Below are 15910 nucleotides of genomic sequence, written 5' to 3' on the forward strand. Positions count from 1 at the left end.
GAATTATGCCAGTACTGACAAGAGGCGATTCACATATGATCGTGATGCCAACCACCTATAGCCCAATGACGGTTGCTCGTTCTTTTCGCGTGGTGGAAGAGATCGAGCTTTCCGGGCGTCTGTTACAGGTGATTTATGACAGCCAGACGCCAAGAGCGGCCATCATTGAAGCGGACATTGAAGTTTTTGCAGGCGTGCCACGTCATCGGGTACTTGCCGCTCTCGACCTGCAGCGTAAAAAAGAGTTCGGCAGCGATATTATTGCCGTTGAACGCTGGTGGGAAGACTCGGATCTGGTACAAGTGGAAGGTATCTGCGTCTCCCCAGGTGAACGCGATAAAGGTCTGGCAACGCGACTGTATGAAGCGTTAATCCTGCAATGCGGAATCACACTCATCAGCGATTTTGATCAGTATGATGGCGGGAAGATGCTCTGGCAGAAGATCGCGCGCGAGTCCGATCAGATTTCAGTGTTTATATTAGACACTGAACAAGAGACATTTTGGCCTTACGATGGCACGAAAGTGATCTACGATGGTGGCTGCATTCCGGAAGAACGTATCTGGAGTATTTCTCCGGATCAAAAATGTCATAGCATTGTGCTGGTGGCGGAAAATAAACGGCGAGCTATCCAGCTAATGGAAGAGTCTGCGCCTTACCGTATTTGAGATTACTCCGCTACTCCGGTTATTCACACTCAACTAACGTTAAGCCAGTCCATCACAGAGACTGACTTATGAAACCTTACTCCACGCTCTTTCTTTTCACCCTGCTCACGCTGACCACCGTTCCGGCTGAGGCCGATATTATTGACGACACGATTGGTAATATTCAGCAGGCGATTAACGACGCTTATAACCCTGACCGTGGGCGTGACTATGAAGATTCGCGCGACGACGGCTGGCAGCGTCAAGTGAGCGACGATCGTCGCAGACAATATGACGACCGCCGCCGCCAGTTTGAAGATCGCCGCAGGCAGCTTGACGACCGCCAGCGCCAGCTTGATCAGGAGCGTCGGCAGCTGGAAGATGAAGAGCGGAGAATGGAAGATGAGTATGGGCGGTGATGTTGGGTGTGGAGCAGGCATCGCCCCTCCCCCTAATTCTCCCCATCAGCTATTAAAGCCCGGCTATTGTGTTGACTGCTGCTTAACGACATTAATCATCCACGGCACACCATATTTATCGGTAACTTTGCCGAAGCCATGCGCCCAGAAGGTTTCCTGCCAGTCCATTTCGATTTTTCCGTTGGCGGCAAGGTTGTCAAACCAACGTTTCCCTTCCTCGACCTGTTGCGAATCGAGCACCAGCGTAAAGCCGGAGTAGTTGGCTTTTCCTGACGGTATGGCATCGCTCATCATGATGTCGCTTCCGGCAATGCGCACGTTAGCATGGGCGATGGCAGTATCGGGAAATTGCATCCCTGAGGGACAGCCTTCGGTGCTTTCTTGCGTGGGTTTCGGCATTTCCCCAAAGCTGATTTTATAGAGCAGTTCCGCGCCTAACGCGCGTTGGTAATAGGCTATCGCGTCGGCACAGTTACCGGAAAAAGAGATATAGGGACTTAACGGCATGATGGTGACCTCAGTTAAGAGAAGTCAGTTAAGTGTAGTTTGAATTTTGTACAGATGAAGAGTAGGCCTGATAAGACGCGCAAGCGTCGCATCAGGCATTTGGCACCGTTGCCGGATGTATCGCACCCGGCATTCGAAATCAGTTCTTTTTCACAAACTCAGATTTCAGTTTCATCGGACCAAAACCGTCGATTTTGCAATCGATGTTATGGTCGCCTTCAACCAGGCGGATGTTTTTCACTTTGGTGCCAATTTTCAGCATCGAAGAGCTACCTTTCACCTTCAGATCTTTAATGATGGTAACGCTGTCGCCGTCAGCCAGCAGGTTGCCGTTAGCATCTTTAACGATCAGCTCGTCGCTTTCCTGTGCAGGTTCGGCGTCGTTCCATTCGTAGGCGCATTCCGGGCAGATGTACATGCCGTTATCTTCGTAGGTGTATTCGGAGTTGCATTTCGGGCAGTGTGGTAATGACATGTGGATTTCCTCAAAAGTCAGCAGGGCAAAAGCGCCAAAAAACGGCAGATTGCCGAAAAAGGCCGCAATTATACACAAAATCCCTGAGTTTGTCGGGGGTACTGCTGATTTTAGTCGACGATCGTTTTCATTTGAAAGACAACGCAAAAAGAAAATAATCTTTTTGCCTCTGTTTATTATTTAAGTTAAGGTTAACTCTCTTCTTGTTCTTTTTTTAATTAAATTGTTATTTTATCTTTCTGACTTTTAACTTGTCGGAAGAGATTTATTCATCCTAATAAAAACAATATATTAAATATAAAAATTATTTCCTGCAGTAATTATAAAAGCCGACAACAGAACTAAAAAACGATCTGGCTAAATAAAAAATAATGAAATTTGCCTTAAGGAAGAATTTTCCATGTACACACAGACAATATATGAATTAAGTCAGGAGGCTGAGCGTCTGTTACAGCTTTCCCGACAACAGTTGCAGTTACTGGAAAAAATGCCGCTCTCTGTGCCCGGAGAAGATGCACCACCACTGACTTTACCCTGGAGTCAGCCTAATATCGCCGAGCGTCATGCGATGCTGAATAATGAGCTGCGTAAAATTTCCCGTCTGGAAATGGTGCTGGCGATTATTGGCACCATGAAAGCAGGGAAATCAACCACCATTAACGCTATTGTTGGCACTGAAGTTCTGCCTAATCGCAATCGCCCTATGACTGCGCTGCCGACGCTTATTCGCCATACGCCGGGGCAAAAAGAACCGGTGCTGCATTTTTCACATGTCGCACCAATCGACTGTTTAATCCAACAATTACAACAACGCCTGCGCGATTGCGATATTGAGCATCTGACCGAACTGCTGGAAATAGATAAAGATATGCGTGCGCTTATGCAGCGGATCGAAAATGGCGTTGCTTTTGAAAAATATTATCTTGGTGCCCAGCCAATTTTTCATTGTCTGAAAAGTTTGAATGATTTGGTGCGTCTGGCGAAGGCGCTGGACGTCGATTTTCCTTTTTCTGCTTACGCCGCCATTGAGCATATTCCAGTAATTGAAGTGGAGTTTGTCCATCTGGCGGGGCTGGAGAGTTATCCCGGTCAATTGACGTTGCTGGATACCCCCGGACCGAATGAAGCCGGACAACCGCATCTGCAAAAAATGCTTAACGAGCAACTGGCGCGCGCCTCCGCAGTGCTGGCGGTGCTGGACTATACGCAACTGAAGTCAATCTCCGATGAAGAGGTGCGTGAGGCGGTTTTAGCGGTGGGGAAATCAGTACCGCTGTATGTGCTCGTCAATAAGTTCGATCAGCAGGATCGTAACAGTGACGATGCCGAACAGGTGCGGGCGCTGATTTCCGGAACGCTGATGAAAGGCTGTGTTACGCCAGGGCAGATATTTCCGGTATCGTCGATGTGGGGCTATCTGGCGAATCGGGCACGTCATGAGTTAGCTAACAATGGGAAGTTGCCTGCGCCGGAGCAACAACGCTGGGTGGAGGATTTTGCCCATGCCGCGCTTGGCAGGCGCTGGCGCAATGCCGATCTGGCAGATATCGACCGTATTCGTCATGCCGCCGATCAACTGTGGGAAGATTCGCTGTTCGCGCAACCGGTTCAGGCATTACTCCATGCTGCCTACGCCAACGCGTCGTTATATGCTCTGCGATCTGCCTCGCATAAGTTGTTGAATTATGCCCAACAAGCGCGGGAATACCTTGATTTTCGCGCACACGGGCTGAACGTCGTCTGCGAGCAATTGCGGCAAAATATCCGCCAGGTTGAAGAAAATATGCAGCTATTGCAGCTCAATCAGGTGCAGGTGAGTGGCGAGATTAAACATGAAATCGAGGTGGCTCTGGTATCAGCCAACGACTTTCTGCGTCAGCAGCAAGATGAGGTGAATACCCAGTTAGCTGTACTTTTTCAACATGATTCATGGTCGTTAAGCGAGATTCGTACCCGCTGCGAGACGCTGTTACAGGCGGCGCAGACCAAAATCAGCCGTGATTTTACGCTGCGTTTTGCTGAACTGGAATCAACCCTTTGCCGGGTGTTAACCGATGTTATTCACCCCATCGAGCAGCGGGTAAAAACAGAATTGAATGAGTCCGGGTTTCGCCCCGGCTTTCATTTTCCTGCTTTTCATGGCGCAGTCCCACACTTCAATACTCGCCAGTTGTTCAGCGATGCAATATCCCACCAGGAAGCAACGGATGAGCAGAGCAGCCGTTTTGGCATTGTGCGTGAGACGTTCTCGCGCTGGCTGAATCAGCCTGACTGGGGACGGGGTGGTGAGAAATCCCCGCCAGAGGCCGTTGATTACAGTGCGCTACAACGAACGTTAACCGAAGAAGTAGACCTTTATTGCCAACAAATGGCTAAAGCTTTGGCGGTTCAGGTCGATGATTCTGTCACGGCAGGCATGAACACTTTTTTCGCTGATTTCGCGTTATGTTTGACGGAATTACAGGCGCGTTTACGCGATAGTCTGGCTCTGCGTCAACAAAATGAATCCGTGGTCAGGATGATGCAGCAGCAATTGCAACAGACCGTGATGATTCATGGCTGGATTTATACGGACTCTCAGTTGTTACGCGATGATATTCAAACTCTTTTCATGGCAGAACAGTATTGACAAAGACGTTACTGGACGGCTCCGGTCGCGTACTGGAGTCGGTTTATCCCCGCTTTTTGGTGGATCTGGCGCAGGGCGATGATGCCCGCTATCCACAAGCCCATCAGCAGCAGTTTCGTGAACGACTGATGCAGGAGATCCTTGCGCGCGCACAGCTTCAGGCGTGGGCGAATGTCGGAATGTTAAATGCGCCACTTAGCCTGCGCCTGACATTGGTGGAAAAACTGGCGGCGATGCTGGATCCCGGCCATCTGGCGCTGACGCAGATCACGCAACATCTGGCGCTATTGCAAAAAATGGATCACCGCTCGCACTCCGCTTTCCCGGAACTTCCCCAGCAAATTGCCGCCTTGTATGAGTGGTTTTCTGCCCGCTGTCGCTGGAAGGAAAAAGCGTTAATGCAACGAGGGTTACTGGTTCAGGCAGGTGAGCAGAGTGAACAAATTTTTACCCGCTGGTGTGCTGGTGCGTACAACGCCTGGTCGCTGCCGGGACGTTGTTTTATTGCTCTGGAAGAGCTGCGCTGGGGGGCGTTTGGTGATGCCTGCCGTCTGGGAAACCCACAAGCAGCGGCGTTGTTGCTTGACGATTTACGCGTGAAAGCGACGCAATATCTGGCTGAAAGTATCAATGCGGCACCGACTACTCGCCATTATTACCATCAGTGGTTTTCCTCTCCTACTACCCCGACTGGCGGGGATCATGCTGACTTTTTAAGTTGGCTTGGCAAGTGGTCCGATGCCGATAAGCAGCCCGTTTGCTGGTCAGTAACCCAACGCTGGCAAACCGTCGCGCTGGGGATGCCACGGCTCTGTTCAGCACAGCGTCTGGCGGGCGCGATGGTTGAGGAAATCTTCTCTGTAAATTGACTGTAAATGATCAGTTACATCAATGAGTGCTCAACGAAATCCATGTGTGAAGTTGATCACAAATTTAAACACTGGTAGGGTAAAAAGGTCATTAACTGCCCAATTCAGGCGTCAACAGGTTTGATTGTACAATCCTTAATCGGATCGTGTAAGCAAACCAGCTACGCTTGTTACAGAGATTGCACCCTGCAATTCCCGCTCCCCTTTTGCGGGCGCCGCGTCGATTTGCCTGACGCGTGCGGAAATGGGCTTACTCTGCGAGGAAAGCTATGCTGAAAAGGAAAAAAGTAAAACCGATAACCCTTCGTGATGTCACCATTATTGATGACGGTAAACTGCGAAAAGCCATTACTGCAGCATCGCTGGGTAATGCAATGGAATGGTTCGATTTTGGTGTTTATGGCTTTGTTGCTTACGCATTAGGTAAAGTATTTTTCCCAGGGGCTGACCCCAGCGTGCAGATGGTTGCTGCACTTGCCACCTTTTCCGTTCCCTTTCTGATTCGACCGCTTGGCGGACTCTTCTTTGGTATGTTGGGCGATAAATATGGTCGCCAGAAGATCCTCGCTATCACTATTGTGATTATGTCGATCAGTACGTTCTGTATCGGTTTAATACCGTCCTACGCCTCTATTGGTATTTGGGCGCCGATTTTGCTGTTGATCTGTAAGATGGCACAAGGTTTCTCGGTCGGCGGCGAATATACCGGAGCGTCGATATTTGTTGCGGAATACTCACCTGACCGTAAACGTGGCTTTATGGGCAGCTGGCTGGATTTCGGTTCTATTGCCGGGTTTGTGCTGGGTGCGGGCGTGGTGGTGTTGATTTCGACCATTGTCGGTGAAGAGAACTTCCTTGACTGGGGCTGGCGTATTCCGTTCTTTATCGCGCTGCCGCTGGGAATTATTGGGCTTTATCTTCGTCATGCTTTAGAAGAGACGCCAGCGTTCCAGCAACATGTTGAGAAACTGGAACAGGGTGACCGCGAAGGTTTGCAGGATGGCCCGAAAGTCTCGTTTAAAGAGATTGCCACCAAACACTGGCGCAGTCTGTTGACATGTATTGGTCTGGTGATTGCCACCAACGTGACTTACTACATGTTGCTGACTTATATGCCGAGTTATTTGTCGCATAACCTGCATTACTCCGAAGACCACGGGGTGCTGATTATTATCGCGATTATGATCGGTATGCTGTTTGTTCAGCCGGTGATGGGCTTGCTGAGTGACCGTTTTGGCCGTCGTCCGTTTGTGATCCTCGGCAGTGTTGCGTTGTTTGCGCTGGCGATCCCGGCGTTTATCCTGATTAACAGTAATATTATCGGCCTGATTTTCGCCGGGTTGCTGATGCTGGCGGTGATCCTTAACTGCTTTACTGGCGTAATGGCCTCAACGCTGCCTGCGATGTTCCCGACGCATATCCGTTACAGTGCGCTGGCGGCGGCATTTAATATTTCGGTGCTGGTTGCCGGTCTGACGCCAACGCTGGCAGCCTGGCTGGTGGAAAGCTCGCATAATCTGATGATGCCTGCCTATTACCTGATGGTAGTGGCGGTGATTGGTTTGATTACCGGCGTGACCATGAAAGAGACGGCGAATCGTCCACTGAAAGGTGCGACGCCAGCGGCGTCAGATTTGCAGGAAGCGAAGGAAATTCTCGTCGAGCATTACGATAATATCGAGCAGAAAATCGAGGATATTGACCAGGAGATTGCCGATTTGCAGGCGAAACGTACCCGCCTGGTGCAGCAACATCCGCGAATTGATGAGTAAGCTGAAACGGATTGCCTGATGCGGCACTCTCTTATCAGGCCAACAATCGAACTCTTAAGGTTCACTTAATCTCTGACGCGCATACTCTCCTCCAGGACAACGGAGGAGAGTGCAATGAAAAACCGTGTTTATGAAAGTTTAACGACTGTGTTTAGCGTGCTGGTCGTCAGCAGCTTTCTCTATATCTGGTTTGCCACGTACTGATCTTTCTTCAGCCGTACCCAGGCGCGCGTGCCGGAAGCCTCTTCCCGGTTTTGCAGGAAAAACTGCCCGTGATGCAACTGTGTGATGCGGCTGACAATGCTTAATCCCAGACCAATCCCGCCATAACGGCTGTCCATTCGTACAAACGCTTTGCTCAACTCTCCGCATTTACTCTCATCAATGCCAGGCCCTTCATCTTCAACCGCCATTACCGCACCGCCATCTTCTTGCAGCTGAATCATAATGTTGCTGCCTGCTGGACTATAGCGATGGGCGTTTTCTACCAGGTTACGCAATAACATCCGCAGCAGGGTCGCGTCGCCCTGAACGGTGAGATCGGCGGCGCTCTCTGGTAACAGCAGGGTTTGTTGACGCTGGTCGAGCATGGTGCTGAGTTCGTCATAGGAGGGCAGGATCACATCTTCCAGCAGTTTTACATGTTGATAATTACCGGAAGAAAATGACTGTCCGGCGCGTGCCAGTTGCAACAACTGGGAGACGCTCTCCATCATCTGATCAAGCCGTGCGACTAACGGCGCTACATCAATGTGATGCGTTTTCGCCAGCAGTTCCAGATGCAAACGCACCCCCGCCAGCGGCGTTCGCAGTTCGTGAGCGACGTCAGCGGTAAACAACCTTTCGTTATCCAGCGTGCTGGTCAGGCGACTGACCAGATCGTTCAATGCAGAAACCACCGCTTCGATTTCGAGAGTGGCACTGTGAATGGCTATGGGCGTTAAGTTGTCAGCGGTGCGCGCTTCCAGCTCTTTTTGCAGTTCCGCCAGCGGGCGTGTGATGCGGTGCACCGCCTGATAGCAGATAAATAGTGTCAGGCTGACCATAAATACGCCGGGAACAATCAGGCTGGCGACCGCTTCGCGGATCTCACGCATGATGTGGCGATCGTTGTTGCGATTGTCACGTAGCGCCTGCTCAAAGAGCTGAATTTGCTCGGTACTTTCATGCCATAGCCAGAAGACGCTAATCAGCTCAAAAACCAGCAGAATGGCGCCGATGGTCAATATCAGCCGTTGACGCAGCGACATTGGGCGGCGCAGAAAACGCATCAGATTCAATTAGTTTTCCTCATTCGCGACCAGCATATAGCCAAAGCCGCGCACGGTGCGGATACGTGTTTTGCCCACTTTGTCGCGCAGGTTGTGGATATGCACTTCCAGGGTGTTGGTCGAGGGTTCGTTGTCCCAGTTGTAGATATCGTTGTAGAGAATTTCCCGATGCACGGGGCTGCCTGCTTTGAGCATCAGCCGCGAGAGCAGAGCATATTCTTTGGGCGTCAGAATCAACTCTTCGCCGCCCATCCATACCTGACGGCGACCCATATTCAGCGTCAGATTGCCAACAATCAGCTCACTTTCGCCCTGATTATTATGGCGTCGCAGCAGAGCGCGGATGCGGGCGTGTAACTCTTCCAGCGCAAAAGGTTTTACCAGATAGTCATCGGCACCGACATCCAGCCCCGCTATTTTGTCGGTCAGGGTGTCGCGAGCGGTGAGGATCAGTACCGGCAGGGTATATTTTTTCTGCCGGATACGGGCGAGAAAATGCAGCCCATCTTCGTCGGGTAACCCTAAATCCAGCACCACCAGGCTGTAATGACCGGCCTCAAGGCTTTGCTCCGCCATTCGCGCGGTCGTAACGCCATCGCACGCGTAGCCTTCGGTTTGTGCCGCCAGAATCAGCCCCTGCAATAACAGTGTATCGTCTTCAACAATCAGAATTTTCATTCAGTCACTCTCCTGCAAGTTTGCAGAATATCATCCGCAGCCTGGTAATACTTCGTTTCGACGCCGGTTAATCCCAACAGGGTTGAGAATAAATTGTCCTGTGAATAGTGCTGCGTTTGTGCCTGTTTTTGCAGGCAGCTCTGGTCAATCTGATACCGCTTTTGATAATCCTCCGATAACCACAGCAGCATCGGTACTTGTTTTTGGCTGTCAGGTGCGATGGCATAAGGCAGGCCGTGCAGGTAGATGCCATTTTCACCTAACGATTCACCATGGTCAGAAAGATAAACCAGGCTGGTGGTAAATTTATCCTGATGTTCTTTCAGCAGATTAATTGCTTTATCAACAATATAGTCGACGTAGAGCAACGTATTATCGTAAGTGTTCACCAGTTGTTCTTTGGAACAGGTCTGGATCTCGTTGGTGTCGCAGGTGGGGGTAAATTTCCTGAACTGCGGCGGATAGCGGTTGTAATAGGTCGGTCCGTGGCTACCGATGGTGTGTAAGACAATCACGCCATCACCTTGCAGGTTATTGATGTACTCTTCCAGCCCGTGGAACAGTACCTCGTCATAGCATTCGCCGTTGATACACTGGCCGGGCAGGTTCAGCGCGGTGACATTCTGGTGTGGTACGCGGTCGCAGACACCTTTGCAGCCACCGTCGTTGTCATTCCATAACACATTAATGCCCGCTCGCTGAATGATATCCAGCACGCCTTCCTGGTGCTGTGCCAGCTCTTCTTTGTAATGCTCACGCGGCATATCCGAGAACATGCATGGCACAGAGACAGCCGTTGCCGTGCCGCAAGACGCGGTATTGGGGAAATAGACCACGTTATCTTTCGCCAGACGCGGATTGGTTTCACGTGGGTAGCCGTTGAGTGAGAAATTCTCTGCCCGCGAGGTTTCGCCGACGATCAAGATGGTCAGATTTTTACGCTTCTCTTTTTGCATTAATGGGTTGCGGTGTGCATCCTCGCCAATGCGAACCAGCGGCAGATTTGCCAGTCGCTGGTGAGAATACCATGACCAACTGGCAACAATGCTGTTGGAGGGGCTTAAGGATTTCACCAGCTCTTTGTTGTTGCGAAACAGCGAGGCGTAGTCTTTATAAAACAACGCGGCGACCAGCAGAATCAGCAGTACAGAAATCAGAATATTGGCCCCACGGAAAAGAACGCTACGCAGGCGTGAGGTTGCGGGTTTGATTTTTACCCAGCAGGCAATCAGTGCAGCAAGAACCCCGCTTAATCCCAGGGTTAATAACATCTGCGGTGTCATTAACGCGTAGCTTTCCGCAGGTGTGGTATCCATGATATTGGCAACCATCGAACGGTCGATGACGATGCCATAAGTCATTATGAAATATTGTGCAGACGCGCCGACAAGAATAAACAGGCAGGCCAGTGGACGATTAAGCCATAAGAAAGAGCCTAGCGTCAGGACAATATTAATCACGCTGAACGCGACGACCGGCATCGATAAGAAAACCAGTACGCTATGCATTGAATCCAGCGGTAACGCCTGTAACACCTGTTTAAAAAAGGCAATGTTCAGGCAGATAGCAATATAAAAAGAGGCCAGCAATAGCCAGGCGAGTAAATTCAAAGAGGGTCTTTTTAGAAGGCGCTTCAACATCACGGTGTTTCCATCGAACAAAGTGCGCATATGCTCGCAAAGCAAAGTTAAGCCAACCTTAAGTTCTTAAGGTTGGCTTTTATGTTTGCTGGATTAAGGGGGCTTAATCTTTGCTTATTGGTGCATCTAAAGGATAGGGGTTTTTATGCAGTCGGTTGTAGTTCAGCGTGTACATTGCGGTAATCACCATCAGCGTGACGAATGACCACATAACCTCTTGTGCGCCAGAACCGACCACCGCCCAGATGCAGTAAAGGAAGGCGATAGTGGTGATGGCCAGATACGCCGGACGCGCTTTACCAAAGTGACCGTGGCCTAAAAGCAGTAAAGCTGCACAGGTATAAAGATAAGGCACCAGGGTAAAGATTACCGATACGGAAGAGACCAGACCGAACTCTTTGGTTGCGTTTGGCGAAATGCTGCTGAACTGGAAGATAGTCATCAGGATACCGACGATAATCAACCCAGCTACCGGTGTGCCAGCTTTGTTGACGCGGGCAAAAATCGGTGGGAACAGACCGTCATCAGCAGCGGCTTTCGCCGTTTGCCCGGCCAGTAATGTCCAGCCGCCCAGCGAACCTAAGCAACCAGCCGCCGCACAGAAGGAGACAATGGCCCCTGCGGTATCACCCAGCGCCATCCGTGCAGCATCACCGAAAGGTGAGGCGGAAACGCGCAGTGCGGCGTTGGGGATCATCCCCATAATCGCGGTGGTCGAGAGCACATAGCAAACGGCGGCAATCAATACCCCGCCAATGGTGGCGATAGGGACGTTGCGTTTCGGGTTTTTAACCACACCCGCTGCAACAGACGCACTTTCCACCCCGATAAATGACCACAGCGTAACGTTTAAGGTGCTTTGAATCGCGCCGAAGGTGCCCAGGCCGCTGACGTTCCATGCCGCCATATAGGTTTCTCCGTGGAACCAGAACCAGCCGAATACGGCAATCCCGACGATTGGGATCAGCGCCAACACGGTAGCGACGGCCTGCACGCGGGTGATCATTTTCGGACCGACGATATTAAGCAGAACGAAGATCCACAGCACCACCACGCAGGTGATGGTTAATACCCACGGATCTTTCAGGAGCGGGAAGAAATAGCTCAAATAGCCGACGCCAATGACCACCATGGCGATATTGCCAATCCAGCAGGCCAGCCAGTAGAGAACGTTGGTTTGATATCCGAGAAAAGGACCGAAACAGCGGCGCGCGTAGGCATATGAACCGCCAGGGCTGGGATCGAGGAACGACATTTTGGCGTAGACCATCGATAAAGCCAAAGCACCGATAATCGTCACCAACCAACCATATATGGCAATACCGCCAGTTGAGGCCAGGTTTGCAGGTAACAGAAATACACCTGACCCCATAATATTCCCCGACACCATCAGAGTAACGGGGATTAAGCCCACTTTGTGAGCATCAGCATCCGAAGACATAATTAAACTCCTGCGAAGGCGAGCTTCGTGACAATAAATTACGTCATATCATACGCCTGCATTCGCGCATTGAATTATCGTCAGTCGGGTTATCGCTGATGCCGTTATTAATATATCTCTTCGTAAAGGTTATAAATCAGGCGACAGAACGTTCTCTGTGTTGGCTAACATAATGGAGTGGCGTCATGCCATAGAAGTCTTTAAATACAGAAATAAAGTAAGACGTGCTGTTGTAGCCACAGGACTGTGACACCTGTGAGATATTTTTTCCATCCATCATTAATTCATTTACAGCATAACGCATCCGGCAGGTGGTTATTATTTGGCTATAACTGGTGTTTTCGCTTTTCAGCTTTTTCTTTAACAAACTTGGGCTAAGACATAAACAACTGGCTACCATACTAAGATTCCAGTCTTTATGGATATCGCTTTCAATGATTTGATAAACGCTGTCGCTAACACAATTACGTAACATATACATAAGTAGAGAAAGGAATTTTTTACTGTCGAGAAAGCGAGAGAGCACAGTGAATAATAATGCACGTGTTCGTTCTTTTTCCGACTCTGTTTCAGCAGGCGCTGTGCTATGTTGCGCCGCAACGCGAAACACCTCTGGTGTAAGGCATGGCAGGGAAATAATCGGTGTGGCGCTACGTTGCCAGACCGGTATTTTCGAGAGATCTTTATTCAGAAAACGGAGATAATCTTTGATGATGTCGAGGCTAATATACGCAATCAAAGTGTTATTCAGAGAGGAGACGTCGATAATATTATTTTCACAACTTAATAACGCCATATGGTTAGCCTTCAAACTTATAGGCTCTTTCCCATTCACTCTTAGCCAGACATCTTTTTCAGTTAATAAAACTATACAAGGTTGGTTGCTGCAAATCCTCATACATGTACTCCTGAAATGCAAAGAAAAATAGTGGATCTCGCCAACATAGAGAGATACCGGGGACTGGTTATATAATTGTATGACGAATCAAAACATGCATAAAAATAACGTGTTTTACTAATATTACAAATTTTTATAGTAATTTCTCATGTACAAAAATTTTTACAGAGTGGTGAAGGGTAAATAATAAACAAAAAAAGCGCGGGGTGGGACCGCGCAAAAAGTATGACATTTTTGTTTGCAGCAATTTTTATGAAAACGTTGCCATACTCAAAAGGCCTCAGGCCAGGCGGCGTAATGTTATTAAAACAATTACGCCTTCAGCGGAATAGTGGTTACGCTTTCACACACATTACGTGGTAAATACCGTCAATAATTTCAGTACCTTCAGTTTCGTGTTCAAATCCAGGGAAATGATGATCCCAGGATTGCAGCGAGCGTAAATAACTTACCTGTGGACTGTTTTTATCGCCGAAGTTTTCACCAGACAGCAGCATCGGGATTCCTGGCGGATACGGGATGACTGAGTTCGCCGCAATGCGTCCTGGCAGATTTTCAATGGATACCAGCTCGACGTTGTTGTCGACAATCGCGTTGTACGCTTCACGCGGAGTGATTTCAGCCACCGGCAGGCCAGAATAGGCTTCGTTTAACCGTGCACCTGGGTTGTTTTCTTTCAGCCAGGCAAACATTTTGTCGCCCAGATCGTGAATCCCCATGTTCGCGTAAGTGTCAGGATATTGTTCAACAAGTTCCGGCATCACCTGCGCCAGTGGTGTGTTGGCGTCGTAGTGGCGTTTGAAGGAACAGAGGGTGTTAACCAGAGTTCCCCATTTCCCTCGGGTCACGCCCATTGAGAACAGGAACATAATCTGGAAATCGGTGGTGCGAGTTGGCACGATGCCGTGGTGACCAAGCCATGCGGTAACCAGTGCGGCAGGTACGCCAGTCTCTTCCAGTTCACCGTCTTCACCCATCCCCGGTGCGAGGATGCTGACTTTAATCGGGTCGAGCATACTCCAGTTGTCCGGGATATCTTTAAAGCCGTGCCAGCTTTCGCCCGGATGCATTACCCAGCAGTCCTGAACGGTGGTCAGCAGTTTGCGCGGCGCGTCGGCAAAGTCATAGGTTTTGCCGGTTTCCGGATCGGTAACCACTTCTTTATTCCACGGTTTAAAGAACCAGCTACCTTCGTCAGTAAACTCTTTATACAACCGTGCCATTGCCTGGCGGAAATCGACCGCTTCATCGATCACTTCCTGAGTCAGTGACAGACCGCTGTTGCCGTCCATCATTGATACAGCTACATCGTTTGATGCGCAGATGGCATACAGCGGGGAAGTGGTGGCATGCATCATGTATGCCTGATTAAAGCGGGAGAAGTTAATCGCGCCCCGACCTTCACGTACATGAATATAAGACGCCTGCGACAGCGCATTCAGCAGTTTATGTGTGGAGTGGGTAGCGAAAACGGTTGGGCCATTGTGATCGCCCGGTTCACCGCGCATTGCATAGTGATCGGCATAGATCGGGTTAAACCGTGCGTAGCCATACCAGGCTTCGTCGAAATGCAGACGGTCAGAGGTTTTTTCCAGCAGATCCTGCGCGTCTTTGGCGTTATAACACACGCCGTCGTAGGTGCAGTTGGTCACCACGCAGTAAGACGGTTTTTGCCCGACTTTGTCTTTAGTCAGCGGACTTTCACTGATTTTCTTCTGCAAGGTTTCAGGCTGCATTTCCTGCGGGTAGATTGGCCCGATAATACCGTAGCGGTTGCGGCTTGGCACCATGTATACCGGTTTCGCGCCAGTCAGCATTAAGCCTTGTTCAATGGATTTGTGGCAGTTACGGTCAACAACGACCACGTCGTTATCGGTCATGCAGGCTTGCATGATGGTGCGGTTAGAACCTGAAGTGCCGACAACGACTGACCAGGAGCGATCGGCACCAAATACGCGCGCGGCATATTTTTCGCTTTCGCCAAATGCGCCAGTATGGTCAAGCAAAGAACCGAGAGAAGTTCGTTCGATACCCATATCGGTGCGGAACAGGTTTTCACCATAATAGTCATGGTAGAAACGTCCGGCTGGCGTTTTAGTGAACCCTACACCGCCCTGGTGACCCGGCGCGGCCCAGGAATACTCATGGATGTCGCTATATTTCATCAGCGCGCTGAACAGTGGCGGTAACAGCTGTTGACGGTAGCGGGTCATCGCGGCGATGGCGCGTCCGGCAATAAAATCGGCAGTATCTTCCAGAATCCAGGCGAATTCATCGACAAGCTCCAGCAGGTCGCGATCCAGCGCGGCGATTGATTTTTCCCGATCGCCTAGCAGGAATACCGGCACGTTTTGCTGGCGTTCATGAAGTTTACCGATCAATTCTCTGACGTTTTGATGTTCGTCTGGATGCTCCATTTGATAACTGAACATCAGACAATCAATAGCTTCATTTGAAGAGAGAATGGCAAAACCATCATCAAATGAGGTTGATTTAATGACGGTAACATTTTGTTGGCTCAAGGCATTCGCCAGACGTTCAACGGCGCTACCGACCCAGGTGTCCTGATGTAGAAACTCGCTTTCAACAATTAATACTTTCATCATTGTTTACCCGGTTGTGAAGGAATCTTCGTTGCGGGCAAGTATCTTCCGGGCATTTCAG

14 protein-coding genes are annotated in these 15910 nt (G+C 49.9%); 6 read left to right on the forward strand and 8 right to left on the reverse strand.

The genetic code is table 11. The features are described from left to right. The first annotated feature begins 35 nt into the window (after positions 1-35). Positions 36-668, forward strand: a complete 633-nt coding sequence (locus C3D30_RS00560; RefSeq protein ID WP_000636711.1) for a GNAT family protein — start codon at positions 36-38, stop codon at positions 666-668. Between the two features lie 68 nt (positions 669-736). After that, complete coding sequence (yjdP, locus tag C3D30_RS00565) at positions 737-1066, forward strand: DDRRRQL repeat protein YjdP (RefSeq protein WP_105286317.1); 330 nt, start codon at positions 737-739, stop codon at positions 1064-1066. 63 nt (positions 1067-1129) lie between these two features. Here the strand turns inward: yjdP and yjdN are convergent, their stop codons facing one another. Then, on the reverse strand, positions 1130-1573 hold the full coding sequence (gene yjdN / locus C3D30_RS00570; RefSeq protein ID WP_001131296.1) for a VOC family metalloprotein YjdN: 444 nt from the start codon (positions 1571-1573) through the stop codon (positions 1130-1132). 139 nt (positions 1574-1712) lie between these two features. Beyond that, positions 1713-2048, reverse strand: a complete 336-nt coding sequence (locus C3D30_RS00575; RefSeq protein ID WP_001300891.1) for a zinc ribbon domain-containing protein YjdM — start codon at positions 2046-2048, stop codon at positions 1713-1715. A 400-nt stretch (positions 2049-2448) separates the two neighbouring features. On the opposite strand from C3D30_RS00575, the gene crfC reads away from it, so the two are divergent. From crfC to pmrR, 4 genes are all read left to right on the forward strand, one after another. Further along, entirely contained in the window at positions 2449-4677 is a 2229-nt protein-coding gene (crfC, locus tag C3D30_RS00585) for a clamp-binding protein CrfC (protein ID WP_000288530.1), read from the forward strand. Further along, entirely contained in the window at positions 4674-5546 is an 873-nt protein-coding gene (locus tag C3D30_RS00590; protein WP_105286318.1) for a diguanylate cyclase regulator RdcB family protein, read from the forward strand. The genes crfC and C3D30_RS00590 overlap by 4 nt, the downstream gene beginning before the upstream one ends. Positions 5547-5815: 269 nt before the next feature. Continuing rightward, the gene (proP, locus tag C3D30_RS00595; protein ID WP_010353876.1) at positions 5816-7318 is read left to right on the forward strand and encodes a glycine betaine/L-proline transporter ProP; all 1503 of its coding nucleotides are present in this window, start codon (positions 5816-5818) and stop codon (positions 7316-7318) included. Positions 7319-7432: 114 nt separating this feature from the next. Then, entirely contained in the window at positions 7433-7522 is a 90-nt protein-coding gene (pmrR, locus tag C3D30_RS00600) for an LpxT activity modulator PmrR (RefSeq protein WP_000797657.1), read from the forward strand. Here the strand turns inward: pmrR and pmrB are convergent. From pmrB to adiA, 6 genes are all read right to left on the reverse strand, one after another. Beyond that, on the reverse strand, positions 7498-8598 hold the full coding sequence (gene pmrB, locus C3D30_RS00605; protein ID WP_176242000.1) for a two-component system sensor histidine kinase PmrB: 1101 nt from the start codon (positions 8596-8598) through the stop codon (positions 7498-7500). The two genes, pmrR and pmrB, sit on opposite strands and share 25 nt — an antisense overlap. Further along, positions 8599-9267 carry a two-component system response regulator BasR gene (gene basR, locus C3D30_RS00610; RefSeq protein ID WP_000697918.1) on the reverse strand — a complete coding sequence of 223 codons (669 nt, stop codon included), beginning with the start codon at positions 9265-9267 and terminating at the stop codon, positions 8599-8601. It abuts the gene before it with no gap. Beyond that, positions 9264-10907 carry a phosphoethanolamine transferase EptA gene (eptA, locus tag C3D30_RS00615; RefSeq protein WP_105286319.1) on the reverse strand — a complete coding sequence of 548 codons (1644 nt, stop codon included), beginning with the start codon at positions 10905-10907 and terminating at the stop codon, positions 9264-9266. Before eptA ends, basR begins: the two co-directional genes overlap by 4 nt. Positions 10908-11010: 103 nt before the next feature. Continuing rightward, positions 11011-12348, reverse strand: coding sequence for an arginine/agmatine antiporter (gene adiC, locus C3D30_RS00620; RefSeq protein ID WP_000093133.1), 1338 nt, complete (start codon positions 12346-12348; stop codon positions 11011-11013). A 136-nt stretch (positions 12349-12484) separates the two neighbouring features. Next, a complete protein-coding gene (adiY, locus tag C3D30_RS00625; RefSeq protein ID WP_001217092.1) occupies positions 12485-13246 on the reverse strand; it encodes a DNA-binding transcriptional activator AdiY in 762 nt (253 codons plus the stop codon). Between the two features lie 335 nt (positions 13247-13581). Beyond that, entirely contained in the window at positions 13582-15849 is a 2268-nt protein-coding gene (gene adiA / locus C3D30_RS00630) for an arginine decarboxylase (protein WP_077629234.1), read from the reverse strand. Between the last annotated feature and the right edge of the window lie 61 nt (positions 15850-15910).

The sequence above is a fragment of the Escherichia sp. MOD1-EC5433 genome, from assembly GCF_002966005.1.
In the GTDB taxonomy this organism is placed as follows: domain Bacteria; phylum Pseudomonadota; class Gammaproteobacteria; order Enterobacterales; family Enterobacteriaceae; genus Escherichia; species Escherichia ruysiae.